The sequence below is a fragment of the Iodidimonas gelatinilytica genome (assembly GCF_008579125.1).
GTDB classification, from domain to species: Bacteria; Pseudomonadota; Alphaproteobacteria; order Sphingomonadales; family Rhodothalassiaceae; genus Iodidimonas; species Iodidimonas muriae.
In genome coordinates this window covers 204,970-230,047 of the sequence record NZ_BKCL01000003.1, presented here as the reverse complement: position 1 = coordinate 230,047, position 25,078 = coordinate 204,970, and the positions used below count along the sequence as shown (strand labels likewise).

Here is a 25,078-nt window from a genome sequence, read left to right as displayed (position 1 = left end):
ACAAGCCTATGCTGCCGTACAACCTCTTAAAACAGGGTCATGACAAATCCCGATTCACAGGCCAAACTCCTTCGCATCTGACGGGGCGATACCAGGAGCAGGCGTGAAACAAGACCCAGAAACGCAAGAACCGCAAAACGACCAGACGGGCCCTTTGGCGCGGCGCTTGGCTGCCTTGCCCTCCTGGTTGTCGGAAGGGCTGGGCATCGGGCTGCCCTCGATACTCTTGCTCGTTATCGCCTTTTACGCGGCGTTCCAATTCGTTGAACCAGCCCCGCCCAGGCATCTGACCATCCTCGCCGGTTCAAAAGGCGGCACCTATTCCCTGATGGCCGCACGCTATCGGGAGGCATTGGCCAAAAGCGATATCGCGGTAACGATCGTGGAAACCGCAGGCTCGCAAGACAATCTGGAACGATTGGCAACAAGCGACCCTGATGACGCCATCATCGCCTTTGTGCAAGCCGGTGTGGCCCCGCCCATTGATGCCCCCAAACCCCTTGAAGCGCTGGCCAGCCTTTATTTTGAACCGGCGTGGCTGTTCTTGCGCGATGATGTGAAAATTCAGGATGTGCGGGATCTGGAAGCCCTGACCGTCGCCATTGGGGCTGCGGGATCGGGAAGCCGGGCTTTGGCTGCGGAGCTATATCGCCTGAATGGCTTGCCGGTCCCCGATACCGCCCTGAGCCATTTAAGCGGCAATGAGGCAGTAACAGCGTTGATTTTAGGCCAAGTAGATGCCGTGTTCACCGTTGGCGGGGCGCCAAGCCAGGATATTGATGACCTGTTGCACCAAGATGGTGTGACCCTTTTCAGCCTGCCCCGCGCTGCGGCCTATGCCCGGAAATTTGGCTATGTACGGGCGCTGGACCTGCCCGAAGGAGCCGTGGATCTGGCGCGCAATATTCCGGCACAAAACACCCGGTTGATCGGCACCACCGCCCAATTGGTGGCGCGTCGGGATTTACATCCGGCCTTGGTCGACAGGCTTTTGATGGTGGCAAATACGATTCATGATCAGGCAGGATTGTTTGAAACCGCCGGACAATTTCCCTCGCCTTATATGCTGTCCTTGCCCTTGAATGATGAAGCGGCGCGGTTTCACCGCCGTGGGCCATCTTTCCTGCAACGGATCCTGCCCTTCTGGGCGGCGACGATGCTGGATCGCTGGCTGGTGATGGCCCTGCCTTTGCTTACCTTGTTGATCCCCTTATTGCGCATTGTGCCGCCGCTTTATTCCTGGCGCATAAAGGCCCGCATCAGTCGCCCCTATAAAGCCTTGCGGGCCATTGAGAAGCGCGCCGCCCACCAAGACATCCACAGGGACAAGGCTTTGGCCGAATTGGATGCCATTGAAAAAGGTCTGGGCACACTCTCCGTGCCCCCCACCCATGCGGGCGAGCTTTATGCGCTGAAATTCCATATCCAGATGCTGCGCGATTCTCTTGGAGAGCCGAAGAAGAAAAAGCCGCATACACAGAATCCCGAAGCGACTGAAACCGCAAAGTCATAAATATCAGGGGGTGGAAGGCTGCTCGCTTTCCGATTCCAGCGTGGCTTTTGAAAAACCGCCGATATCGCAGTGAAACCCGGCGCGGGTGGTGATCTGATCCAGCTCGGCGCATAATTGCCCCAGCGTTGATTCATAGCTGAAATAATCATGGAATTTCAGTTGTGGGCATTGATATTTCAAATGCATCACAATGTCCGCGCCCTCGCTCATCTCCAGCAAAATCTTGCGATCATCCAGAATATGGGTGGCGCTTATCTGACGGGTGCTGACGCAATTCCCCACACTTTCTTCCGCATCGAACGGATCGTCTGGTGCCCCGCTTCGACGATCACTGCTTGGGATATCCTGCGCCATTGCGGCTTGTGCGAAAACACCAAGAGCGCAGCAAAGGGCAAACAAAATGGAAAATCGGTCGGTCATCGGACGCAGTCTCCGCCTCCTGCCAAATATCCAATAAGCGCGCCCACGGTTGAACCGCAGATGAACCACGACGCCCATTCTTTGTGGATTGGATCAAATGAAAAAGCCGCCGCCCCCGCTGCCCGATTGCAACCGCGAAAGCGCCGCCGAATAATTGGCGAGCTGGCTTTGCAAACGGGTCGGGACAACACCACTGGCACTGCCGCCCAATTGATCCCCCAAAGTATCAAGAATACTGGGAGACAAAGAGCGAAAGGCGCGTTGCGACGTGTTGATGGCCTCTTGTATTTGCGTCAGGGTGAAAGCGGCTGTTTGCCGATCCTGAAGCCCCAATGGCCCATCCAGTTTGAAGGCAAACACCCCACCCAGATCGGATTCGGTGCTGGAAGAATTCCGGTCGTCATCATCATTGAGGTTGAACAGCGCATCGGTTCCCAAAAGCCGTTGGGATTTTAACCCCAATTTCCCCAGAAGGTCGCTGCTGCCCTCTCCTGCGATCAGATCCACCGAAGCAGAGCCATTGGCGCGAATCACCAGCTTTCCATTGCTGCCATCGGCAGAAACATCGCCCCGGAATGACAAACGATTGATGCGCCGGGCGATATCGGAAAATGTATCGCCCTCGTTCAAGGTGATGCGGCGCTTCCTGCCTCCGTCGATCGAGATATCGAAATAGTCCCCCGCCTTTGCGGTGGTTTGGGAATCGACGCTGCGCGTTTCAATCCGGTCCACGGTGCCCGCGGGCAGCCCAAGCGCATCCAGCACCGAAGGGCCGGTATTGGTAAAGGCAATGCCCGTAGCTTCATTATTGGTCAAAAGCAGACCGAATTGCTGCACCTGTTCGATGGCTCCGGTGGCCATATCAATGCGCGTGATAAAAGCATCTGTCGGGCCTTCACGGCCACCAGCCTCCAGCGCCCCGCGGGTGCTGCCCACCACAAAGACCGAACTTGCCCCCACGGCAATATCGTTGATCTTGTCAAACGCTTCCGTGCCCACAAAGCTGACGAAATCCGCATCGGCAGAAGAGCCGTTGTCCGTAAGTTTCAAAACGAAACCATCCGTATCGCCCGCAAAGTCTTTGGCAATGCTCGCCGCTGTGCCGGTAAACCCGGAATTCGACGTGCTGCCTGCCAGAAAAATATTGCTGCCCGATACCCGTAAACCGCTAATGGCCCCGCTATTGTTGATCTGCCCCAGATCCTGTTCAAACAGGATATTGGAAAAATCATTCACATCCACCTTGCGCAAAACGGCGCGGCCATTGTCGATAGAGGCCAGCAAAATATTGCCGTCTTCCGCGATGGCCACCGCCTCGCCACGCTCGGTTGTGGCTGATCCGATCAAGGCTTCATCAATCCGCTGCCCCGAATCCCCATCAATCTTCAGCAGCATCACATCACGCCGCCATTTGATGGCGTTGCCGCATTGATCGCCCCGTCACTAAAGCCGGTAAGAATGATATTGTCATCCGCATCGATCGCGATGGCGGCGGGCTTGTCTTGGGCAACGGTATCAAGCTGATAGGTGAAAATCCGGTCACCGCGCGCACTGAATTTGGTGACAAAACTGTCGGTGCCCGAAATCCGGGTATTGTCCCCCAGATTGTCTGTGGTGCTGCCTGCGATGATCACATTATCCTGGCTATCCACCGCCAGCGAAAAGGCTTCGGCATTGGTGGCGCTGCCCAAAAGGCGGGAGAAGACCACATTGCCCAATGTATCGATCTTGGTGAGAAACACATCCTCACCGTCGGCCGCCAGATTCTGCTGATTGCCAAAATCGCCCGAAGAAGTCCCCAGCGTGTAAATGAACCCTTCGCTATCCACCGCCACCGCCGCTGTCGTGGTGGCCGCTGCAACGGGGCCAGCCACATCGTCCTCATCCTCGGTCGGAGTCAATTCCGCAATCCGGGTGGCGCGGCCATCAATGCCGACGATTTCGGTGCGGGTCGCTTCAACAATGGCTCCCGCCACATCATCGAACCGTGTCACCCGCGATTGTTCCGGATCGTCACCGCGCAAGGCCGTGCGATTGGTGGTCACAAACAGACTTGGCTCCGATACCGCAGGCACCAGACGTACTTCCTCGAACAAAGAGGTACGCACTTCGATGGCATGATCGAAATTATCATCGGTCTTGATACCGAAACGGGTGGTGAATTTCGGAATCGGATCGCCATTGGCTCGCAAAATCGGGTCGCCATTGCTATCGGTGGCGGGCACGGCGGTAATTTGCGTGTTGATATGATCCACCACCGCATTGATCGACAACGGCCCCTCGATGTCGGCCAAATTAATGTCGATAGTGAACGATTCGTCAAAACGCTTGATAACAACGGTGAATTGTTCGTCGCCCACAAGGTTTTCGATGGGATCATCGCGGCTGCCCAAAGCCACCGCTTGGCCGGTAAAGGTTTGCTGATCCGTGCCGATTTCAATGGGTGATGTGGTGCTGGACGTGCGTTGCCCCGCCAGCAAGGTGAGTTTGTCCGTATTGGCAGACCCGATATAATCGGTGATTTCCGCCAATCCGGCCTGAAATTGTTCGTTCAAACGGGCAAGATTGGCGGGAGATGTGCTCTCGTCGGCCGCAACCTCCGCCAGCGTTTCCAGCTTTTTAAGGGCATCGAAGAGCACAAAAGATGCCCGCTCATCAACACCTACACCCACCGAATCAACACCGGGAGCCTGTTCATCGATGAAGCTGGTCAGCCTGCGCACCTCATTAAGGCGACGGTCCAGTGATTCGCTTTCCTGGGAAAGCTGCCAGGGCGGAATCACCGCAGGATCGCTGCTTTGGCCCTGCAATTGAGCAGCGGTCAATGGCGGCTGAAACGCCAGAACAGACAGATCAATAGGCGTGATCTGAGGCAAAAATGCCGATTGTCCGCTGCCTATGGAAAAGAACGCCATGTCCTGTCGCCCTGATAAAACCGATCAACCATGAAGCATAATCCGTCTATCCTTAAGACTTGGTTTACACTTTCATACTGTGTCGATGGTTTATATCCCAACCACCCCCAAGGCCATAGCCGCATCCGGCCTATGACACATATTTCACACGCGCATGGTTGCGTGCCTTGCCGGTGACGGCTACATCTGGACGGCATTAAAATGGAATTTGTCGAAAGCGACGATCAATGAGCGCACTTGTCTTCCTTGTTAATTCGGCCATCGGCATCTTTAAGATCATCCTGATTGTCTGGGTGATTACCAGCTGGTTGGTGGCTTTCAATGTCATCAACACAAGAAACCAGTTCGTTGCCTCGCTGATGGAGTTTCTCTATCGCGCAACCGAACCTGCCCTGCGGCCGATCCGCCGGATCGTTCCTGATTTGGGCGGCATTGATATTTCCCCCCTGATCCTGCTCTTGCTTGTGCAGGCTATACAGATTTTCTTCAATGACAGCATCGTCCCCTTGCTTTACGGCTATTGAAATCTTTGACCGACGCCCCGACGGGGTGCGCTTTTCGGTCAAGCTGACACCCAAGGCCGCATCCAATATGCTTGACCGGGTTGAGCTTGATAGCGATGGGGCCGCACGTCTGCGGGTCTGCGTGACGGTGGCACCGGAAAAAGGTAAGGCCAACAAAGCATTGATCGCCTTGCTGGCAAAAGAATTCGGCCTGCCCAAAAGCACCATCCATATTCAATCCGGCGACACCGCGCGGCTGAAAACCCTGCATATAGATGGCGACCCGGACCATTTAATCGACCAACTTTCACGGGCCATGACACGTATGAGCCTTGGTATTTGATCCTCCCCCAACGCGAAAGCGCACACCAATGGCACAGCTTATCGACGGTAAGGCATTCGCCGCAAATTTACGCCGGACCATTGCGGATCAAGTGGCACAGCTTAACCGCGATCACGGGATCACGCCGGGGCTGGCGGTGGTGCTGGTGGGAAACGATCCGGCCAGCGAGGTTTATGTACGCAACAAAGGCAGGCAAACGATCGAGGTGGGCATGCAGTCCTTCGAGCACCGCTTGCCCCAGAATACCGATGAAGCGCAGGTGCTGGATCTTGTGGCCCGGCTCAATGCCGATCCAAATGTGCACGGCATTCTGGTGCAGCTTCCCTTGCCGGAACAAATCGATAGCGCCCATGTGCTTGCCGCCATTGATCCCAAAAAGGATGTGGACGGTTTTCATGTGATCAATGCCGGATTGCTTGCCACCGGCGGCAAGGGTCTGGTGCCCTGCACCCCCCTTGGCTGCATGATGATGCTGCACGATCATTTGGGCGATCTTTCCGGCCTTGACGCTGTGGTGGTGGGGCGCTCGAACATTGTGGGAAAACCCCTCGCCCATTTGCTGCTGGCAGCCAATTGCACCGTCACCATTGCCCATTCCCGCAGCCGCGATTTGCCCGATATCTGCCGCAAAGCCGATATTCTGGTGGCCGCTGTGGGCCGCCCGTGCATGATCAAAGGCGACTGGATCAAACCCGGTGCCACGGTGATCGATGTGGGCATCAACCGCATCCCCGCCCCTGAAAAAGGCGAAGGCAAATCCCGGCTGGTGGGCGATGTGGATTTTGCATCGGCCCAAAAGCATGCCGGAGCCATTACCCCCGTACCGGGCGGCGTTGGCCCCATGACCATTGCCTGCTTGCTGGCCAACACCCTGACCGCCACCTGCCGCATCCACGGCCTCGACCCATCAGACCCTGATGCGCGATAACCAGAACAAAGCCCCCTATCCTTGGGGTTTGCCTTGGTCGCAAAATGCGTTAAGGGCCTGTATTATCGCAACACCGATCCGGGGTCTTTATGCTTGAGATTTTCATCAGCGCCTTTGTCACCTTCTTCGTGGTTATCGACCCCGTTGGCATTGCCCCTGTCTTTGCCAGCCTGACCGAAGGCGCCAATGCGCGGCATAAACGCCTGATGGCCATCAAGGGAACATTGATTGCCGTTGCCATTTTACTCTTCTTCGCGGCTGTGGGCGAACCGTTCCTATCCGCCTTGGGCATTACGCTGGATGCATTGAAGGTGGCGGGTGGGGTGATGCTGTTCCTGATCGCCCTTGAAATGGTGTTTGAAAAACGCACGGAACGCCGCGAAAATTCCGCCGAACGCAGCCATCAGGAACATCTGGAAGATATTTCCGTTTTCCCCATCGCCATCCCGCTTCTGGCAGGGCCGGGGGCCATTGCGTCGATCATTTTGTTGATGGCCAGCCATGAAGGCAATTATCTGGCCCAAGGCACCATTCTGGCCGCCATCGGCGCAACCTTGCTGCTTACCCTGTTCGCTTTTTTAGCGGCCAGCAAATTGATGGCCGTAATGGGCAATACGGTCTCCACCATTATCTCGCGGGTTCTGGGGATCATTCTGGCTGCCTTTGCCAGCCAGTTCATCATGGACGGCATCCGCAATTTCTTTCTCACATAAAGGGCCGCGCCGCCTTCACCCGGCCATCAAGCAATTGTGCGCCTGTATTGTCTTACGGTTGGAACAGCAACGGCTTAGGCTCGTTTATCGAGTATATCGAGCAATGGAGCCCGCCTCATGTCCCGCATCCCCGCCCTTGCCTTTTTATCTGCCGCCGCTCTTTGCGCCACTGCTTTGTCGCCCAGCGCCCGAGCAGGAGATATCTATCTTACCGCCTTTGGCGGCCTGAGCCTGCAACGCGACCAATCCAGCCTGCGGACCGACAACAGCACCTTTGAAGCGGCGCGTATGGATTTCGACCCCGGCTTTGTGGTGGGTGGTGCCGTAGGCTACCGCTTTGACACTTTCGGCTTCGGCAATGTGCGGGTGGAAGCAGAATTGTCCTATCGGGAAAACAGCATTGATAATGGCTTCATCACCAGCCAGCCCGGCGCCCTGTTTACCGGCGACAACAGCTCTATGGCGGGCATGGCCGTCGTTTATTATGATTTCACCGATATTTCCCGCCGCTTTGTACCTTATGTGGGCTTGGGCGCAGGATTGGCCGGTGTGGAATCCGATGTCTATTTCACCAATGGCACCGGTGGCCGCACCGAATTTGGCGGCCCCACCGACACAGAATTTGCATGGCAAGCGATTGTCGGCATGGCCATACCCATCACCGAACGGTTCGACTTTACGGTGGATGGGCGCTTTTATTCCACGGGCCGCCCCGATTGGCTGACAGTGACAGAAAATGGCAATGCCACCGGACGTTTCCGCTCGGAATTCGATGCCTGGCATCTCAATGCCGGGGTGCGCTTCAAATTCTGAAGCCCATCCCCGATTTTCCAATATAGCTTTGGCCGTTCAGGCCCCTCTACGAGCCAGCAGGCGCAGGCGCAGGGCATTGAGCTTGATAAAGCCCTCCGCATCGCGCTGGTCATAGACCGCATCTTCCTCGAAGGTCACATGCTCTAAGCTGTATAGCGATTTGGGAGAGCTGCGGCCCACAATATGCACCGCGCCCTTATACAGTTTCAGGCGCACGGTGCCTTCCACATGGCGCTGGCTGTGGTCGATGGCCGCTTGCAGCATCTCCCGTTCAGGGGTGAACCACAGACCATTATAGATCAGCTCCGCATAGCGCGGCATCAGCTCATCTTTCAGATGGGCCGCGCCGCGATCCAGCGTGATCTGCTCGATCCCGCGATGGCCCGCCAGCAAAATGGTGCCGCCCGGCGTTTCATAAATGCCGCGCGATTTCATGCCCACAAAACGATTTTCCACCAGATCCAGCCGCCCGATACCGTGGATACGGCCCAACTCATTCAAGGCGGTCAACAGCTCGGCGGGTGACAAAGCCTTGCCATCCAAAGACACCGCATCCCCCCGTTCAAAACCGATTTCGATGAACTGCGGGATATCGGGGGCAGCTTCAGGCGAGCCGGTGCGGGAATAGACAAATTCTTCCGCTTCCACCGCCGGATCTTCCAGCGCCTTGCCCTCGCTCGAGGTGTGCAGCAAATTGGCATCCACCGAGAAGGGGGCTTCGCCGCGCTTGTCTTTGGCCACCGGAATTTGATGCTGTTCGGCAAATTCGATCAGCTTGGTACGGGAATTGAGATCCCATTCCCGCCACGGCGCGATCACCTTGATATCAGGCTCCAGCGCATAATAGGAAAGCTCGAAGCGTACCTGATCATTGCCCTTGCCGGTGGCGCCGTGACACACGGCATCGGCGCCGGTTTCGCGGGCGATTTCTATCTGGCGCTTGGCAATCAGGGGACGGGCAATGGAGGTGCCCAAAAGATAAAGCCCTTCATAAAGCGCATTGGCGCGCATCATCGGGAACACATAATCGCGCACGAATTCCTCGCGCAGATCTTCAATATAAATGTCTTTGATGCCCAGCATTTCCGCCTTGGCGCGGGCCTCTTCAAGCTCGGCCCCCTGGCCCAGATCGGCGGTAAATGTCACCACCTCGCAGCCATAGGTCGCCTCCAGCCATTTCAAAATGACGGATGTATCAAGACCACCGGAATAGGCGAGGACAACTTTTTTGGGCGCGGATGAGGACATGACAAAAACCCTTACAACAGAATGGACCAATGGACTGTTGTCCTAGGCCATCCCTGCGCCCATGAAAAGAGGCTTTGCCTACCAGACCCCGGTGTTTTCCATAGAAGCCCATGGTTCTTTCGGGGCCAATGGCTCACCATGCTGCAATAATTCGATAGAAATCCCGTCTGGCGAGCGCACAAAGGCCATATGCCCATCACGCGGCGGACGGTTGATGGTCACCCCCGAATCCATCAGGCGCTGGCAGGTCGCATAGATGTCATCCACACGATAGGCCAGATGGCCGAAATTCCGCCCGCCCTCATAGGAATCGGGGTCCCAGTTATAGGTCAGTTCCAACAAAGGCGCATGGCGCTCTTTGGCTTCATCCACATTGCCTGGCGCTGCCAGAAAGACCAGCGTGAAGCGGCCCTTTTCATGGTCCACACGCTTTACTTCCACCAGCCCAGCTTGGCACAATAAAAATCCAGAGATGCATCCAGATTCGTCACACGCACCATTGTGTGAAGATATTCCATCGCCATGGGCTTTCTCCGATCAATCCTGTGTGGCAGCGGCCTGTTCGCGCAAAATCTCGCTTTTGCGCTTTTTCTCGCTGGCCGATTTCAACTGACCGCAGGCGGCCATGATGTCGCGGCCGCGCGGCGTGCGGATGGGGGCGGAAATGCCCGCCTTGAACACCAGATCGGAAAACCGCTCAACGCGATCCCAATCGGAACATTCATAAGGGCTGCCGGGCCACGGATTAAAGGGAATGAGATTCACCTTGGCAGGCAGCTTGTAACGGGTCAGCAGCCGTACCAGTTCGCGCGCATCGGCATCGGAATCGTTGATATCCTTGAGCATGATATATTCAAAGGTAATACGCCGCGCATTATGGGTGCCGGGATAGGCGGCACAGGCTTCCATCAATTGCTCAAGACGGTATTTTTTGTTGAGAGGCACGATTTCGTCACGGGTTTCATTATTAACCGCATGCAAAGACACCGCCAAATTGACGCCGATTTCTTCGCCACAACGCAGCATCATCGGCACCACACCCGCCGTTGAAAGCGTGATGCGGCGGCGCGACATCTGGATGCCTTCCTTATCCATCACGATCTGCAGGGCTTTTTTGACATTGTCGAAATTATAAAGCGGCTCGCCCATGCCCATCATCACGATATTGGTGACGCGGCGATTGTCGGTGCTGGCGGGCCATTCGCCCAGATCGTCACGGGCCACCATCATCTGCGCAACGATCTCGCCCGGTGTCAGATTGCGCACCAGGCGCATGGTTCCCGTATGGCAAAACCGGCAATTCAGCGTGCATCCCACTTGGGAAGAAATGCACAAAGTGCCGCGATCTTCATCAGGGATATAAACCGCCTCCGCTTCCGAACCATCATCAAAGCGCAGCAGATATTTGCGCGTACCGTCGTTGGAATATTGTGCGTCGACAATCTCCGGGCGGGAAATGCAAAAGGCCTCGCCCAAACGCGCCCGCACCTCTTTCGCCACATTCGTCATGGCTTCGAAATCCGTCACCCCACGGTGATAGACCCAATTCCAGATCTGCTTGGCCCGCATATTGGCTTGCCGTTCTGGCACACCGATCTCGATCAGGGCAGCGCGCAGTTCATCGCGCGACAGACCAAGAATATCGCGGCGCGGATCGGTGTTTGCCGCACGGGGAGAAACCACCGGCACCACGGGTCCGGGGCTGGCCATCGGCGCACCACTATGCGCGCTATCGGGAGCGGTCTGGGTCATGTCATCTATCTCTTTGGCTTCAAGGGCCGTGCTATACTGCTTTTGAACGGCAAATGCGAGCCTTGTGCACAAAAACCCTAGCGGCTGCACGCCCGGCCAATGGCATTATGGGCAGCGGTAAAGCCCGACAGCGAATAGCGGTCGGTGGTTTTGGTCCCACGTGACGATTCGCCTTCAACGATCAAACTGTTGCCCCGACGCATGGCCGTTACCATTTTCGCATCGTCTTTCGAGGTATAAAGCCACGCCCCATCCCCTTGTGTGAACAGGCTAAAACGCGATTTTCCGTCCACCACCGCTTTTGCTTCCACGCCGGATTTAAACGGATAGCCCACCACCACATTCACCTGATCGCGCACATCGGCCTGCGGGCGGTGGGTGATGGTGATATAAATATCGCCACGCCGCACACCATCCTTATTGGCTTTCCACGATTTCGGCACCGACACCATATAGCACATCTGTTCGCCATTGGGCTTCTTCAAGGTAAAGGCATCCCAATCGTTGAACCCGCCAATCAGGTCGATTTTATCCTGTGCAAATGCCGCTCCGGGCATCATCAACAAAAAAGCACTAAGGCTTATGGCTAGAAAGGACATGGGGTTCGTCTTCAACATGGGCGCTCTCTCCAAAACCGTGCGGCCTGATTTGGCCATCGTCATCCCGTCTATCACATAAGGTCCGGGGTTTTACCACATAGGGGCCGACATACATCTCCTCAAGCCCTCAGGATTTGATCTTCGGGCCACCATGCACATGGACCGGAGCACGCTCCACAGGCCCGCCCGATTGCACGGGACGTGGCGCAAACCGGCCCAATGTCATCAGCCGGTCATACATAACAATCGCCCCGGCCGTTGCCACATTGAGCGAAAATCGTGTCGGGATCTTGACCACATAATCACAGCGATCAAGCGTATTTTGAGGCAAACTCATGCGCTCGCCCCCCAAAATATAAGCCGCATTCAATGGATGATGAAAAGACGGCAGATCGATGGAATCATCGGTCAGTTCCACCCCCACAAGGCGGCAGTCCTTTGGCAGGGCCAGTTCTTCAAGGCTGTGATACTCAAAATAGGGCAGCGTTTTGGCGGAGCGGGCCGTATCTGCATGGCTGTCATGGCCCACTTCGCCGGCTTCCAGCCGTGGCGAAATGGAAAACACAAAAGACGCGCCAAAGCCATGCGCCGTACGGATCAGATTTCCCATATTTCCGGCTTTTGAAGCCCGTTCAATTCCGATTGCAAAATACCCGCGCATCACTTTGCTTTTATCCAATCTTTTCTGGCCCCGGGTGCCGCGCCCTCTTATCACGGCATCGCGCCTTGACGTTCTGTGCAACGCAGCATAGAGCATAAAACAAGGGATTCATTCAAAGGGAAAGGAACGCCAATGGCCAGCAAGCTATATCAAAGCGCTGCAGAGGCACTGGATGGGCTGCTATTTGATGGTATGACCATCATGGCGGGCGGTTTTGGCCTGTGCGGCATTCCGGAAAATCTGATTCTAGCCATCCGTGAACATGGCACCAAAGATCTGACCATCATTTCCAACAATTGCGGTATCGACGAGTTCGGATTGGGCATCTTGCTGGAAACCCGCCAGATCAAGAAAATGATCAGCTCCTATGTGGGGGAAAACAAAGAATTCGAACGCCAGTATCTGAACAAAGAGCTGGAGCTTGAATTCAACCCGCAAGGCACTTTGGCGGAACGCATCCGCGCCGGTGGCGCAGGCATTCCCGGCTTCTATACAAAAACCGGTGTGGGAACGCTGGTGGCCGAAGGCAAGGAACACAAGGATTTTGATGGGGAAACCTATATTCTGGAAACCGGCCTCACCGCCGATCTGTCCATCATCAAGCATGGAAAGCCGATGAGCAGGGCAATCTGGTGTTTCGCAAAACGGCGCGCAATTTCAATCCCATGATGGCGATGGCAGGGCGCACGACCGTTGCCGATGTGGAAGAGATCGTGGCACTGGGTGATATCGATGGCGATAGCAACCACACGCCGGGGATTTTCGTACAGCGCATCGTCAAGGGCAGTTTTGAAAAACGCATCGAACAACGCACCACCCGCACCCGTGCGGCCTAAGTCATTCATAAGGAGGCAATTTTATGGCCTGGACACGCGAACAAATGGCTGAACGTGCGGCTAAGGAACTTGAAGACGGCTTTTACGTCAATCTCGGGATCGGTATTCCCACTCTGGTGGCGAATTTCATTCCCGAAGGCTATGACGTAACGCTTCAATCGGAAAACGGCATGCTGGGTATGGGGCCTTTTCCCTATGAGGGGGAAGAGGATGCCGATCTGATCAATGCGGGCAAGCAAACCATCACCGAATTGCGCCGCACCAGCTATTTCGACAGCGCCACCAGCTTTGCCATGATCCGGGGCGGGCATATCGATCTGTCGATCCTTGGCGCCATGCAGGTATCGCAAAAAGGCGATCTGGCCAACTGGATGATTCCGGGCAAAATGGTGAAAGGCATGGGCGGGGCCATGGATCTTGTGGCCGGCGTTAAAAGAGTGGTGGTGATCATGGACCACACGGCAAAAGACGGCAGCCCCAAAATCCTCAAACAATGCGATCTGCCTTTGACCGGTGTTGGCTGCGTTGACCGCATCATCACCAATCTGGGGGTGTTCGACATTACAGACAGCGGGTTGCAGCTTGTGGAACTGGCCCCTGACGTGACCATTGACGAAGTGCGCCAGAAAACCGAATGCGACTTTAGCCTTGCCGACACACTGGCTGCCTAAGGAAGGCCGGTCCGGCTAAACCCATAAACCGCCCCGGTCGGTTCAATCCAGCCGGGGCGGTTCTGTATTAAAGACCTATCTTGTCAGCCGCCATTAGCCTTTATTGGCCACATCCAGCAGTTCCAGCTTGAAGATCAGGGTAGAGTTGGGCGGAATGCTGCCACCGGCACCACGGGGGCCATAGGCAAGCTCCGACGGAATAACGATTTCCCATTCATCGCCAACGGACATCATAGGCAGAATTTCCACCCAGCCCGGAATCAGCCGATCGCTAGGAAATGTCGCGGGCTGGCCACGCTCATAAGAGCTGTCAAATACCGTGCCATCGGTCAGGCGGCCTTCATAATGCACCGTCACCACATCCCCGGTTTCAGGCTGATGCCATCGCCTTTAGAAAGAACCGTATAAAGCACACCATTAGGGCTGCGCTTGATATCACCGCCGGAAGAGGCATAGTCCGACAGATAGGCCATCTGGCTCTTGCGCCATTCAGCCATCCGGGCCGCCACAGTCTCGGCATCGGTGGGGGCCGTGGTTTCAGCCGTTTGGCCTTGGTCTTCGGCCGCGCTGCTCTCCGCTGTTGCCGCGTCTTCGGTGGCCGGTGCCGAAGCGTCGCTCTCATCTTCGCCACTGCCACAGGCAGACAAAGACAAAGCACCAAGCACCAACATTCCGGTTGCCAGGCGTCTCCATGGGGAACTGGTCATCTATGATCCTCTTTCAGTGATTAGGACGACAAAATAGCGCACCCGAACAGGCACACCCAAAAACACGTCATATCCTTTAATATACAGACAATTACGGGGATGCCATGCCATTGGGGCCACTTGCAAGCAAAGGGGCAAAAGACATTGCATATACGCCATCTCGTCCGTACTGTACGCACAATGATAAAAACAGAATCTAGGCGGCAGCATGGCCGCACAGATTTTTGTGGATCGTGCCGGCGATATTGGGTTGGGGGCTCAGATCAAACGGCGATGTAAAACTACCAGACACTCTTGCGAGGAGGGGCGTGTGGCCGTTGAGAAACAAGACCATCATGTCGCATTCCGACCGCCTGCACCAAACCAGCGATGCTGTCTCGCATGACCCTCTGAATGGCACCTCCGGCGGTATACGCACGGATCTGCCTTTGTCCATCTTGCCTGATCGGCTGGATGAAAACGAACAGCACAGCATTTTAGAAGAAAAAATTGGCATGGCTGCCAAAGGGCTGCGCTGGGGCAGCCTCATCCATGTGGTGCTGGCGCTGATCCTTTATGGCGTGTTCTTCCAATCCAACCCGATCGAGAATTTCAGCTATTGGGCTCTTGGTTTGGCGGCCACGGCTTGATCCGTTCTCTTGGATGCTGGTGGTATTGTGCAACCAGACCCGGCGTAAAAATTGGCCGGATCATCCATATCGGCAGCGGCCTTTTAGCTGGGGCCATGTGGGGGCTGTTGCCGGTTCTTTTTTTCTCGGACGCCAATCTGCAACAGCAGGTCTTGATGTCCTTCGCCCTTGGCGGCATCAGTGTTGGCGCGCTGGTGGTCTCCGGCTATTACCCGCCATCCTTTTACGCCTTGTGCCTGCCGTCCCTCACACCTTTGATCGTAATGATCTTTGCGCAAAATTCCATGCAATATACCGGCATGGGCCTGATGCTGATCGTTTTTCTGGCCACAATCCTCATTCTGGGAAGCAGCTTCGGGCGCACTTTGGCCAATTTTTTAGAATTACAGATCGCCCGCACCAATCTTTTGACGCGGCTGCAAGAAAACAGCGAAATTCTCTCCGCCGCCTTGAAAGCCGGGCACGATACCTTTGCCATGTTCGACGAAAATGATCGGCTGGTGATCTGGAATCGCAGCTTTTCTGAAAATATCTCGCCTTTGGCCGGGCCATTGAAAGTAGGCATCAGCTTTTCGCATTTGATCAAGGTGGGCGCTCAAACACGGGGCATCGCCGTCGGCAAAGAAGAAGACAGCGCTTGGTATAAACAGCGCATGGCGCTGCACAGCCAGCCCGGATCAACCTTTGAAACCAATATCGGCGACCGGTGGTTCCTGGTGCAAGAAGTCCGCACACCCACCGGCCATGCGGTGTTACCCACACGGATATTTCCGCCATCAAACAACGCGAAAGGCAGTTGCGCGATTCCGAAGCCGCCAAGGCGGGGATCGTACAGGCCGCGCTTGATGGGGTGATCACTGTCGATGAAACGGGCACGGTGATCGATTTCAACGATGCTGCAGCAACCATCTTCGGCTGGAGTCCCGACGAGATCATTGGACGATCCATTTTGGACACCGTGATTCCCGATCATGCCAAGCCCCTGTTCGCACATGGCATAACAAAAGCGCTCACAGAGGGAAAAAGACCCTATGTCGGGCGCCGCACAGAAATTACAGCGCAAAGGCGCGATGGAACCCGCTTCCCGGCGGAGTTGAGCCTGGTGGACGTTCATACCGAACGCGGCCGCCTGTTTACCGGCTTCATTCGCGATATTTCCACTCGGCTTGAGGCCGAACGTCGCTTGCGCGATGCCCGCGACGAAGCCCAGGCAGCTTCTCGCGCCAAATCGGATTTTCTTGCCACCATCAGCCACGAAATTCGCACGCCAATGAATGGGGTGCTGGGGGCGCTTGATCTTTTGTTAGAGGACCGGCTTGATCCCAATCAGGAAAGGCTGGCCGCCACGGCTCGGGATGCCAGTGAAGCCTTGCGGGTTTTGCTTGATGATCTTCTGGATTATTCCCGCATTGAAGCGGGCAAGCTGGCCATATCGCCCACAAGTTTTTCCCCGGCGAGCCTGATTGATACATGCTGCGCCATTTTCACCGCACAAGCGCAAGCAAAAGGTCTGACCCTTGATTGTTCAAGCGAAGGGGAAATTCCGGCTTTGATCAGCGGCGACGAATCGCGCTTGCGGCAAATGCTGTTGAACCTGATCAGCAACGCCATGAAATTTACCCCCCAAGGCCATGTGCATGTGCTGGTAAAACGGTTGGCCGGCGATGATGGCTTCTGCATCTTGCGGTTTGAAGTCAGCGATAGCGGCATTGGCATCACTCCTGCTTTCCGTGAACAGATCTTTTCCAAATTCAGTCAGGCAGACCCTGCCAATTCCCGCCGCCATGGCGGGTCGGGCCTTGGCCTTGCCATTGTCAAAGGGCTGGTGGAATTGATGGGCGGGAGTGTCGATTTTGAAAGCACGCCGGGGAAAGGCAGCCGTTTCTGGTGCGATCTGCCTTTTCTGGTGACACAAGAAAACAGCGCCGCCCCCTCTGAACAGGATAAAACCGATAGCGAATTCATCGGCAAACCCAGCTCGTCGGATTTGGCGCAAGCCAAAATCTTGGTGGTGGATGATAGCGCCGCCAACCGCCTTGTCACCAGCGAAATGCTGCGCCGATCCGGGGCTATTGTTTTAGAGGCGAATAGCGGACCCGATGCCTTGAAACAGCTTGACGCGGAAACGATCGATCTGGTGCTGATGGATATTTCCATGCCCGGCATGGATGGCATCGAAACCACAGAAACCCTGCGCAAACGCGGCCATCGCATTTTGCCGGTGATCGCCTTGACGGCACAGGCAGGCACGGAAGCCAAATCACAGTTTCAGGCTTTGGGCTTTGATGCCTTCTTGCCAAAGCCCATCCACCGCGAAGCCCTTGTTGCCACGGTAGAAGCCTTGATCCGTGGGCGGCGTCTTCCCACCCTCCCTCAACAATCGCCCGGAGAAGAAACGATGGTGGAAGCACTGGATCAGGCAGCTCTCAACCGGATGGGTGCCGAAGTCGGATCCGATCTTTTGCAGCATTTGATCAATACATTTATCGATGAAGCGGGCCAAAGACGAAGCGCCATTGCAAAGGCTGCCGAACAGCGGGACTATGATAGCCTTCAAATCAACGCCCATGCCCTGAAAAGTGCGGCGTCCACCTTCGGGGCCAATCGCCTGTCCGCCGAGGCAGCCGCCCTGGAGCATTTAAGCCGAACTTGTGATATGCCTGCCATCAACAAGGCTATCGCGCTGCTGCAAAAAGAAATGGACAACGCCTTGCCCCAATTACAGGCCTATCGCGCCGCATAGATAGACGCCAGCCAGCCATACAGGGTCAAAGGCTGATCCGCATCAATCCGGCTGGTTGGCCTCAAGGGTTTTTTCCCACTGGAAGGCGGTGCTGATGATGGTATCGAGCTGATCCCATTTCGGGGCCCAACCCACCTGTTCGCGCAATCGGCGGGCATCGGAAATAAGCGCTGGCGGATCACCGGGACGGCGGGGCGCATCATCCACCTGCAGCCTGCGTCCAGAGGCTTTTTCCATGGCGGCCAAAACCTCGCGCACCGAATAACCGCGCCCATAGCCGCAATTAAACAGGCCAAGCGGCCCATTCTCAGGCCGCGCCAGCCAATCCAGCACATCCACATGGGCCTGCGCCAGATCCGACACATGGATATAATCCCGCACACAGGTGCCATCGGGCGTATCATAATCCGTACCGAATACCTGCATTCCGGAGCGCTTTCCGGTGGCAAGTTCACTGGCGACCTTGATCAGATGGGTGGCATTTTTGGTGCGCTGACCGGTGCGCGCCTGTGGATCGGCCCCCGCCACATTGAAATAGCGCAGGATCGCCACTTTGAAGCCGGGATAAGCCGCCACCGCATCCCGCAACATCTGCTCGGTCATCAATTTCGACCAGCCATAGGGATTGATGGGCTGCGTCGGGGTCTCTTCACTGACCGCCATCACATCGGGCACACCATAAGTGGCCGCCGTGGAAGAAAACACAAAGCGCTCGATACCCGCCTTGATGGCCGTGTCCAAAAGAGCCCGACTGGCCGCCGTGTTATTGCCGTAATATTTCAACGGATCGGCCACCGATTCTTCCACCCGGACATAGCCCGCAAAATGCAAGATATCACGAATGGCATATTTCTTCAAAAGGGCCGAAACGGTTTCCCCATCGGCAATATCAGCCACCACCACAGGCACCCCATCGGGCACCGCTTCAAGCACGCCATTGGACAAATTATCCAGAACCACAAGATCGTGGCCCGCATCGCGCAAAGCCAGAACCGCATGGCTGCCAATATAGCCCGCGCCGCCGGTAACCAAAATCGGTGATGCCATCACATGCCCTCTATACAAACCCCACAGCCCCCATCATGACGCCGCGGCACAAGCGAGGCAACAAGGGGAACGCCTGCGATTAGCAAATCCCTGCCATCCACTGGCCCGCATGATCAAGGGCCGGCTCCACATCTTTCATCACCCGGCCAAAGCCCAAAAAGCCATGCGGTTGCTTGGGCCAACATTTATAATGCACCGGCACGCCCGCGGCTTTTAAACGATCATGGTAATCATCCACTTCTTCTTTCAAGGGATCGCGGCCCGCGGCCAGAATATAGCTGGGTGGCAAGATCGAAAGATCCGGAGCGAAAAGGGGCGAGAAATTGGGGTCCGACAAATCCCCATCCGTACCAATAACCATCTGGCGAAACGCATCGATGCCGCGCCGTTCCAAAGCCCCTAGGCCGCCGCGCATCTCACGGAACAACCGGGCGCGGGTAAGATCCGTCGCCGGATAAAACAACATCTGCCCCGCAGGCGATTTACCCGTTTCCGCCATCAAGCGCGCCAATACGGCAGCAATGGTGCCCCCTGCACTATCCCCTGCCAAAATCAGGCTCTCGGGATTTGCGCCATGGGCCTTGGCCCGGTGCCGCGCTCTCAACGCCACCGCCATGGCATCTTCCAATGCGGCGGGCCACGGATGTTCAGGGGCCAAGCGATAGTCCACCGACAGCACCACCGCCTTCCCCGCATTGGCCAAGCGCCGGGTCAGGCCATCATGGGTATCGATGGACCCGGCCACAAAGCCGCCCCCATGAAAATAGACCACCAAAGGCGCATCAACCGTGGCCCCAAATCCGCGATAAAGGCGCACCGGAATCGAGCGGTTGCCATCGGGCACCGACAACATACGGGTTTCGGCAACGGGTATATTTTCCGCTTCCAGCAAACCGGCCGCCCCACGCCCCAATGAACGCAAGGCCCGCACGGTAAGACCCGACAGGCCCAGCTTGCCTGTCCAATCCGCAGAGCCATCCGCCATATCACCGGAGAAAGAGTCCCCAAGTCCCAACCGATCCATCATGCCATAAAGACCCCACGGATCGTCGTCTTGATGGTTTTTACCCTTCCTCATCGTCATGGTCCTATCTCTCTTGGTGTATCACCAATCTGGTTGCGCACCAGCCATGGATAACAGAGCGCAAGGCCAATACCGCGCATGGCAAGGAAAATCATCATAGCGCCCCATAATCCATGATTGCCAAAGCGTGGCACCAACACCAACAAGGCCACAGCATAAACCGCAAAGGCAAGGATCATGGTCCACATCATGGCCGCGGTTTTGGTGGCACCGATAAAAATACCGTCAAACTGATAACTCCACACCGCAATCACCGGCATCACAATCAACCAATGCAAAAAGCCCATGGCCAAGGCACGGATCTCGACAATATCGGTAAAGCTGCGGATGATCGCCTCCCCCGCGATCCAGAAAATCACACTATAAAGCACCGCCAAGGCCAAAGCCCATAAAGTGGTCAGGCGCACCATCTGGCGTAAAACCGCCTGATCATGCGGCCCACCGCCATCCCGACCAGTGCTTCCGCAGCATAAGCAATGCCGTCCAACCCAAAGGATGTCAGCATCAAGAACTGGATCAGAACCTGATTGGTGGACAAGACAGTGCTGCCCAAAGCGGCGCTATTGCGCCACAAAAGCGCAAAGGCCAGCAGCAAGAACAGGGTGCGCATAAAGATAAAGCCGTTTACCGACATCAACTTGGCAAAGGCCGATAGATGCCAGAAAGCGCGGTCTTTCGCCGCCGAGAGAAGAGCCGGGCCGCCCAGCAAGCGCATGGCCACAAACACCGCCAAAGCTGCCGCCACCACTTCCGCTGCAAGGCTGGCAAAAGCCGCCCCTTCCATGCCGAAGCCAAGCACATTCACCAAATAAACCGTAAGGGCTGCATTGCCCAGATTGAGCATCAACTCGATCAGCAAGGCCAGCCTTGTGCGCTGTATCCCCACCAGATAGCCAATCACCGTCACCCGAAGCAAAATCGCCGGAGCTGCCCAGATGCGGATCAGGCAATAGCGCAAGGCAAGCTCGGCTTCCAAAGCCTCCGGGTTCAAAAGCGCAAACAGCCCATGAAGGATAGGCGTTTGCAGCACAAGCACAGCCCCCGCAAAGCCCAGCCCCAAAATCAATGACCGCAAAACAATACGTAACAGCCGCGCCTCATCCCCCGCCCCGTGAGCCTGCGCCACTAGGCCGGTCGTTCCCATGCGCAAAAAGCCGAAGCTCCAATACACAAAATGGAAGATGAACGCCCCGACCGCGATAGCCGCAAGATATGCGGGGTCCGGTAAATGGCCCAACGCCCATGTATCCACGACCCCCACCAAAGGTCCGGAAATATTGGCCGCGATGGCCGGTGCGGCAATGCGCCAGATACGCCGGTTGGGATGGGGATCACGGGCCGTCAAGGAACCAGACAAAACAACACCCATCCCTTTAAAAATCGAATCGCCTTGCCAAAAAGGGGGGCGGATCCTGTTATGCCCTTTGAAAACAACCGCTTTTTACGCAGTCGCAATCTATCCATGCGAATCATAAATCGCCTGATCGGGCAGGCAAGGATTTTGCCATAAGGCCACAAAGCCCCCTATCCCGCGCCAGATTGCCACATATCGGCCCGATCTTGCGTTCTATAATGCAGGGTCAATGCCTCTTGCCACAATGGGTGCCAGAGGGGTATTCAGCAGAGAAGACCTGCTGACAAGCCTATACGCCTTGATAATAGGGGCGTGGTGAACAAGTTTGGCTTGCCTAAAACATAAGGGGCCATTGCTTGTACAATGGTGCTGGCTGTCTTAAGTGCAGGGAGAGGAGCCACCCTTTTTTGGGCATGGCTCATCGACAAAGAGGGGAAAGGTCGGATGTGACAGGTCCACTTTCCAGACCGATAGGACAGGCCCGCCCAGAATCGGGACTGCGGTGAACGGTACAGGCTGTAACAAGCCTTGCCGGATATGAAGGACGACGAACAGATCATGGACACATTCAATAGCACCGACCGCCTTGAGGCGCTCGATAGCGTGGTCGTGCGGTTTGCCGGTGATTCCGGCGACGGCATGCAACTCACCGGAAGTCAATTCACCACGTCTACGGCGCTCGCCGGGAACGATCTTTCGACCTTTCCGGATTTCCCCGCCGAAATCCGCGCCCCTGCGGGCACCACATTCGGTGTGTCCGCCTTCCAGATCAATTTCGGCTCCGATACCGTGCTCACCGCCGGAGACGATCCCGATGTGCTGGTGGCGATGAATCCTGCGGCGCTGAAGGTGAATTTGGAAACGGTGCGCGAAGGCGGCATGGTGGTGATCGACACCGGGGCCTTTTCCACCCGTAATCTGCAAAAAGCCGGGTTCGACACCAATCCTTTGGAAACGCCCTTGCTCGACCCTTATCGGGTTTTGAAGTTCGACATTTCCAAACTGACTCTAGAATCGGTCAAGGACTTCGGTCTGTCCAACAAAGAAGCCCTGCGCTGCAAAAATATGTGGACGCTGGGCCTGATGCTCTGGATGTTCAGCCGCCCCCGCGCTGCGGTGATCAAATGGCTGGAAACCAAATTTGCCAAAGTTCCCAATATTCGTGATGCCAATATCGCCGCTTTGAATGCCGGCCATGCCTTTGGCGATACCTCCGAGCTCGGGGCGTCTTTCAAGCGATACCGGGTGGACCGGGCGCAGGCGCAACCGGGCGAATATCGCACCGTCACCGGCAGCCAATCTCTTGCCTGGGGCATTGCCGCCGCAGGCCAACTGGCCGGGCTGCCCATCATGTTCGGCTCGTATCCCATCACCCCCGCCTCGCCTTTGCTGCACGAATTGTCGCGCATGAAAGAATTTGGCGTCATGACCTTTCAGGCGGAAGATGAAATCGCCGCCATCTGTTCGGCCATTGGCGCATCTTTTGCCGGATCTTTGGGGGTTACCTCCAGTTCGGGGCCGGGCATTGCCTTGAAGTCCGAAGCCTTGGGATTGGCAATTTCCACCGAACTGCCCTTGCTGGTGGTCAATTCCCAGCGCGGCGGCCCATCTACCGGTTTGCCGACAAAAACCGAACAATCCGATCTTTATCAGGCGGTTTATGGCCGCAATGGCGATGCGCCCCTGCCGGTGATCGCCTCTTCAACGCCGGGCGATTGCTTTGAAGTGGCCATTGAAGCCACCCGTTTGGCGCTGAAATATATGACCCCGGTGATGCTGCTTACCGATGGCTATATCGCCAATGCCGCCGAGCCGTGGAAATTGCCGGATATGGCCGATTTTCCATCCATTGCGGTAAAGCAAAAAGACCGGCCCGATGAAGATGGGCCGTTCAATGCCTATTCCCGCGACCCGGAAACTCTGGCGCGCCCTTGGGCGGTGCCGGGCACGCCGGGGCTGGAACACCGGATCGGCGGCATCGAAAAATCCACTGAAACCGGCCATATTTCCTATGATCCCGCCAATCATCAGCGGATGAGCGATCTGCGCGCCGACAAGATCAACCGCATCGCACAGGATATTCCCGAACAGTCGGTGGCATATGGCACAGACTCCGGAAAACTGGCGGTTGTGGGCTGGGGCTCCACCTTTGGGCCCATCGATCAGGCGGTGCGCCGCGCCCGTGCCGAGGGTCTGGATGTAAGCCATATCCATATTCGCCACATTCATCCCTTCCCGGCCAATCTGGGGGCGCTTTTGGCCCGCTATGACCGCGTGATTGTCGCGGAAATGAATATGGGGCAATTGATCACCGTGCTGCGCGATCGCTTCTTGCTCGATGCGCGCTCTGTCACCAAAGTTTCCGGCCAACCCTTCAAGATCCGCGAATTGCTCGATGTGATCCATGAAGAGCTCAATACCGCAATCTCCAAAGCGGCGGAGTAAATCACATGAACAAGCCTGTTGGACATTTGACCGCCAAAGACTTTGCATCCGATCAAGAAGTGCGTTGGTGCCCCGGTTGCGGTGACTATGCCATCTTGAAATGTATGCAACGAACCCTGCCCGAACTGGGGGCCACACCGGCCAATACCGTGTTTGTTTCCGGTATCGGCTGCTCGTCGCGCTTTCCCTATTATATGGCCACTTATGGTTTCCATACCATCCATGGCCGGGCACCCGCCGTGGCCACGGGGGTAAAGCTTGCCAATCCCGATCTGGATGTATGGCTGATCACCGGCGATGGCGATGGCCTATCCATTGGTGGCAACCATCTGATGCACACATTGCGCCGTAATGTGGATCTCAATATCCTGTTGTTCAACAACGAGATTTACGGCCTCACCAAAGGCCAGTATTCCCCCACATCACGGGCTGGCACCCGCTCGCCTTCCACGCCTTATGGGTCATTGGACCGGCCTTTGGACCCGGCTGCTTTCGCCCTTGGGTCCGGTGCGCGTTTTGTGGCCCGCACCATCGATACGGCGCAAAAGCACATGCCAGAGATTTTCAAACGTGCCCACGCCCATAAAGGCGCGAGCTTTGTGGAAATCTTCCAGAACTGCATCGTTTATAATGACGGCGTGTTCAATGATTTCACCGAAAAAGCGGTGTTGACCGACCGCACATTGAATGTGCGCCACGGCGAGCCGATGATTTTCGGAAAAAACCGCGACAAGGGCCTGATTTTCGATCAGAAAACCTTCAAGCTCAAAGTTGCGACCATCGGTGAAGACGGCATCAGCGAGAGCGATATTCTGGTGCATGATGAAACCAACAGCACCTTGGCGCATTTGCTGGCAACCCTAAGCCCGCCCGACTTCCCCATGGTGATCGGCGTGATTTATTGCGCACCGTCTTCCAGCTATGAGCGTGACATGACGGCGCAAATGGAAGCGGTCAAGGCCGAACGTGGCGCCCCCGATATGAACGCCTATCTGCGCCGGGGCTATACATGGACTGTGGAATAAGCGTCTAGGATGCTTTTTCACCACCCAAATAAAACACCGTGATACCGTTCCGTATCGCGGTGTTTTTGTGCCATTGCACCCACGCTCTAAAAAAACCGTGAAATCGGTGCCGTTTTGGCGCAGGGTTTC

25 protein-coding genes and 2 pseudogenes are annotated in these 25,078 nt (G+C 56.0%); 13 read left to right on the top strand and 14 right to left on the bottom strand.

Annotated elements, in window-relative coordinates:
• Nucleotides 1–103: 103 nt before the first annotated feature.
• Nucleotides 104–1,513, top strand: coding sequence for a TAXI family TRAP transporter solute-binding subunit (locus JCM17844_RS05915; protein ID WP_210431458.1), 1,410 nt, complete (start codon nt 104–106; stop codon nt 1,511–1,513).
• A 3-nt stretch (nt 1,514–1,516) separates the two neighbouring features.
• Here the strand turns inward: JCM17844_RS05915 and JCM17844_RS05910 are convergent, their stop codons facing one another.
• The 3 genes from JCM17844_RS05910 to JCM17844_RS05900 form a co-directional block, all read right to left on the bottom strand.
• On the bottom strand, nt 1,517–1,933 hold the full coding sequence (locus JCM17844_RS05910; RefSeq protein WP_150000092.1) for a DUF6491 family protein: 417 nt from the start codon (nt 1,931–1,933) through the stop codon (nt 1,517–1,519).
• A 93-nt stretch (nt 1,934–2,026) separates the two neighbouring features.
• Nucleotides 2,027–3,331, bottom strand: coding sequence for a hypothetical protein (locus JCM17844_RS05905; protein ID WP_150000091.1), 1,305 nt, complete (start codon nt 3,329–3,331; stop codon nt 2,027–2,029).
• Entirely contained in the window at nt 3,328–4,848 is a 1,521-nt protein-coding gene (locus tag JCM17844_RS05900; RefSeq protein WP_150000090.1) for an SBBP repeat-containing protein, read from the bottom strand. Before JCM17844_RS05900 ends, JCM17844_RS05905 begins: the two co-directional genes overlap by 4 nt.
• A gap of 227 nt (nt 4,849–5,075) precedes the next feature.
• On the opposite strand from JCM17844_RS05900, the gene JCM17844_RS05895 reads away from it, so the two are divergent.
• The 5 genes from JCM17844_RS05895 to JCM17844_RS05875 all read left to right on the top strand — a co-directional run bounded on the left by JCM17844_RS05895 (nt 5,076) and on the right by JCM17844_RS05875 (nt 8,148).
• The gene (locus tag JCM17844_RS05895; RefSeq protein ID WP_150000089.1) at nt 5,076–5,372 is read left to right on the top strand and encodes a YggT family protein; all 297 of its coding nucleotides are present in this window, start codon (nt 5,076–5,078) and stop codon (nt 5,370–5,372) included.
• On the top strand, nt 5,338–5,694 hold the full coding sequence (locus tag JCM17844_RS05890) for a DUF167 family protein (RefSeq protein WP_150000088.1): 357 nt from the start codon (nt 5,338–5,340) through the stop codon (nt 5,692–5,694). Before JCM17844_RS05895 ends, JCM17844_RS05890 begins: the two co-directional genes overlap by 35 nt.
• A 28-nt stretch (nt 5,695–5,722) precedes the next feature.
• Nucleotides 5,723–6,622 carry a bifunctional methylenetetrahydrofolate dehydrogenase/methenyltetrahydrofolate cyclohydrolase FolD gene (folD, locus tag JCM17844_RS05885; RefSeq protein ID WP_150000087.1) on the top strand — a complete coding sequence of 300 codons (900 nt, stop codon included), beginning with the start codon at nt 5,723–5,725 and terminating at the stop codon, nt 6,620–6,622.
• 89 nt (nt 6,623–6,711) lie between these two features.
• Nucleotides 6,712–7,335, top strand: a complete 624-nt coding sequence (locus tag JCM17844_RS05880; RefSeq protein ID WP_150000086.1) for a MarC family protein — start codon at nt 6,712–6,714, stop codon at nt 7,333–7,335.
• A gap of 117 nt (nt 7,336–7,452) precedes the next feature.
• Nucleotides 7,453–8,148 (top strand): outer membrane protein, encoded by a 696-nt coding sequence (locus JCM17844_RS05875; RefSeq protein ID WP_150000085.1) that lies wholly within the window; start codon nt 7,453–7,455, stop codon nt 8,146–8,148.
• A gap of 36 nt (nt 8,149–8,184) precedes the next feature.
• Here the strand turns inward: JCM17844_RS05875 and JCM17844_RS05870 are convergent, their stop codons facing one another.
• The 5 genes and pseudogenes from JCM17844_RS05870 to JCM17844_RS05850 all read right to left on the bottom strand — a co-directional run bounded on the left by JCM17844_RS05870 (nt 8,185) and on the right by JCM17844_RS05850 (nt 12,408).
• Complete coding sequence (locus JCM17844_RS05870) at nt 8,185–9,396, bottom strand: argininosuccinate synthase (protein WP_150000084.1); 1,212 nt, start codon at nt 9,394–9,396, stop codon at nt 8,185–8,187.
• Nucleotides 9,397–9,474: 78 nt separating this feature from the next.
• A pseudogene (locus JCM17844_RS05865) lies at nt 9,475–9,914 on the bottom strand (VOC family protein).
• A 19-nt stretch (nt 9,915–9,933) separates the two neighbouring features.
• A complete protein-coding gene (gene rlmN, locus JCM17844_RS05860) occupies nt 9,934–11,148 on the bottom strand; it encodes a dual-specificity RNA methyltransferase RlmN (RefSeq protein WP_210431456.1) in 1,215 nt (404 codons plus the stop codon).
• 77 nt (nt 11,149–11,225) lie between these two features.
• A complete protein-coding gene (locus JCM17844_RS05855; protein ID WP_150000083.1) occupies nt 11,226–11,765 on the bottom strand; it encodes an invasion associated locus B family protein in 540 nt (179 codons plus the stop codon).
• A gap of 109 nt (nt 11,766–11,874) precedes the next feature.
• Nucleotides 11,875–12,408, bottom strand: a complete 534-nt coding sequence (locus JCM17844_RS05850; RefSeq protein WP_150000082.1) for an RNA methyltransferase — start codon at nt 12,406–12,408, stop codon at nt 11,875–11,877.
• A 132-nt stretch (nt 12,409–12,540) separates the two neighbouring features.
• On the opposite strand from JCM17844_RS05850, the pseudogene JCM17844_RS05845 reads away from it, so the two are divergent.
• Nucleotides 12,541–13,244, top strand: a pseudogene (locus tag JCM17844_RS05845) (CoA transferase subunit A).
• A gap of 23 nt (nt 13,245–13,267) precedes the next feature.
• Nucleotides 13,268–13,915: a CoA transferase subunit B gene (locus tag JCM17844_RS05840; protein ID WP_150000081.1), complete on the top strand. Its 648-nt coding sequence runs from the start codon at nt 13,268–13,270 to the stop codon at nt 13,913–13,915.
• A gap of 93 nt (nt 13,916–14,008) precedes the next feature.
• On the opposite strand, the gene JCM17844_RS05835 is transcribed toward JCM17844_RS05840, so the two are convergent.
• Nucleotides 14,009–14,272, bottom strand: a complete 264-nt coding sequence (locus JCM17844_RS05835) for an FKBP-type peptidyl-prolyl cis-trans isomerase (RefSeq protein WP_210431455.1) — start codon at nt 14,270–14,272, stop codon at nt 14,009–14,011.
• Entirely contained in the window at nt 14,269–14,622 is a 354-nt protein-coding gene (locus JCM17844_RS05830; protein ID WP_150000079.1) for a hypothetical protein, read from the bottom strand. Before JCM17844_RS05830 ends, JCM17844_RS05835 begins: the two co-directional genes overlap by 4 nt.
• A gap of 335 nt (nt 14,623–14,957) precedes the next feature.
• Between JCM17844_RS05830 and JCM17844_RS05825 the strand changes: the two genes are divergently transcribed.
• Genes JCM17844_RS05825 through JCM17844_RS05815 form a run of 3 tightly spaced genes read left to right on the top strand, consistent with a single transcriptional unit; the run spans nt 14,958 to nt 17,994 of the window.
• On the top strand, nt 14,958–15,251 hold the full coding sequence (locus JCM17844_RS05825; protein ID WP_150000078.1) for a hypothetical protein: 294 nt from the start codon (nt 14,958–14,960) through the stop codon (nt 15,249–15,251).
• Nucleotides 15,248–16,105, top strand: coding sequence for a PAS-domain containing protein (locus JCM17844_RS05820; protein ID WP_150000077.1), 858 nt, complete (start codon nt 15,248–15,250; stop codon nt 16,103–16,105). Before JCM17844_RS05825 ends, JCM17844_RS05820 begins: the two co-directional genes overlap by 4 nt.
• Nucleotides 16,048–17,994: a PAS domain-containing hybrid sensor histidine kinase/response regulator gene (locus tag JCM17844_RS05815; protein WP_210431454.1), complete on the top strand. Its 1,947-nt coding sequence runs from the start codon at nt 16,048–16,050 to the stop codon at nt 17,992–17,994. Before JCM17844_RS05820 ends, JCM17844_RS05815 begins: the two co-directional genes overlap by 58 nt.
• Nucleotides 17,995–18,036: 42 nt before the next feature.
• Here JCM17844_RS05815 and galE read toward each other — a convergent pair whose 3' ends face one another.
• The 4 genes from galE to JCM17844_RS05795 all read right to left on the bottom strand — a co-directional run bounded on the left by galE (nt 18,037) and on the right by JCM17844_RS05795 (nt 21,482).
• A complete protein-coding gene (galE, locus tag JCM17844_RS05810) occupies nt 18,037–19,041 on the bottom strand; it encodes a UDP-glucose 4-epimerase GalE (RefSeq protein WP_210432653.1) in 1,005 nt (334 codons plus the stop codon).
• Between the two features lie 79 nt (nt 19,042–19,120).
• On the bottom strand, nt 19,121–20,125 hold the full coding sequence (locus JCM17844_RS05805; protein ID WP_150000074.1) for an alpha/beta hydrolase: 1,005 nt from the start codon (nt 20,123–20,125) through the stop codon (nt 19,121–19,123).
• On the bottom strand, nt 20,122–20,535 hold the full coding sequence (locus JCM17844_RS05800) for an MATE family efflux transporter (RefSeq protein WP_150000073.1): 414 nt from the start codon (nt 20,533–20,535) through the stop codon (nt 20,122–20,124). The genes JCM17844_RS05805 and JCM17844_RS05800 overlap by 4 nt, the downstream gene beginning before the upstream one ends.
• Entirely contained in the window at nt 20,523–21,482 is a 960-nt protein-coding gene (locus JCM17844_RS05795) for an MATE family efflux transporter (RefSeq protein ID WP_210431453.1), read from the bottom strand. The genes JCM17844_RS05800 and JCM17844_RS05795 overlap by 13 nt, the downstream gene beginning before the upstream one ends.
• Nucleotides 21,483–22,037: 555 nt before the next feature.
• Here JCM17844_RS05795 and JCM17844_RS05790 point away from each other — a divergent pair.
• Both JCM17844_RS05790 and JCM17844_RS05785 read left to right on the top strand, forming a co-directional pair.
• Nucleotides 22,038–23,924, top strand: a complete 1,887-nt coding sequence (locus JCM17844_RS05790; protein WP_150000071.1) for a 2-oxoacid:acceptor oxidoreductase subunit alpha — start codon at nt 22,038–22,040, stop codon at nt 23,922–23,924.
• 5 nt (nt 23,925–23,929) lie between these two features.
• Complete coding sequence (locus JCM17844_RS05785; protein WP_150000070.1) at nt 23,930–24,949, top strand: 2-oxoacid:ferredoxin oxidoreductase subunit beta; 1,020 nt, start codon at nt 23,930–23,932, stop codon at nt 24,947–24,949.
• The last annotated feature ends 129 nt before the right edge of the window (nt 24,950–25,078 follow it).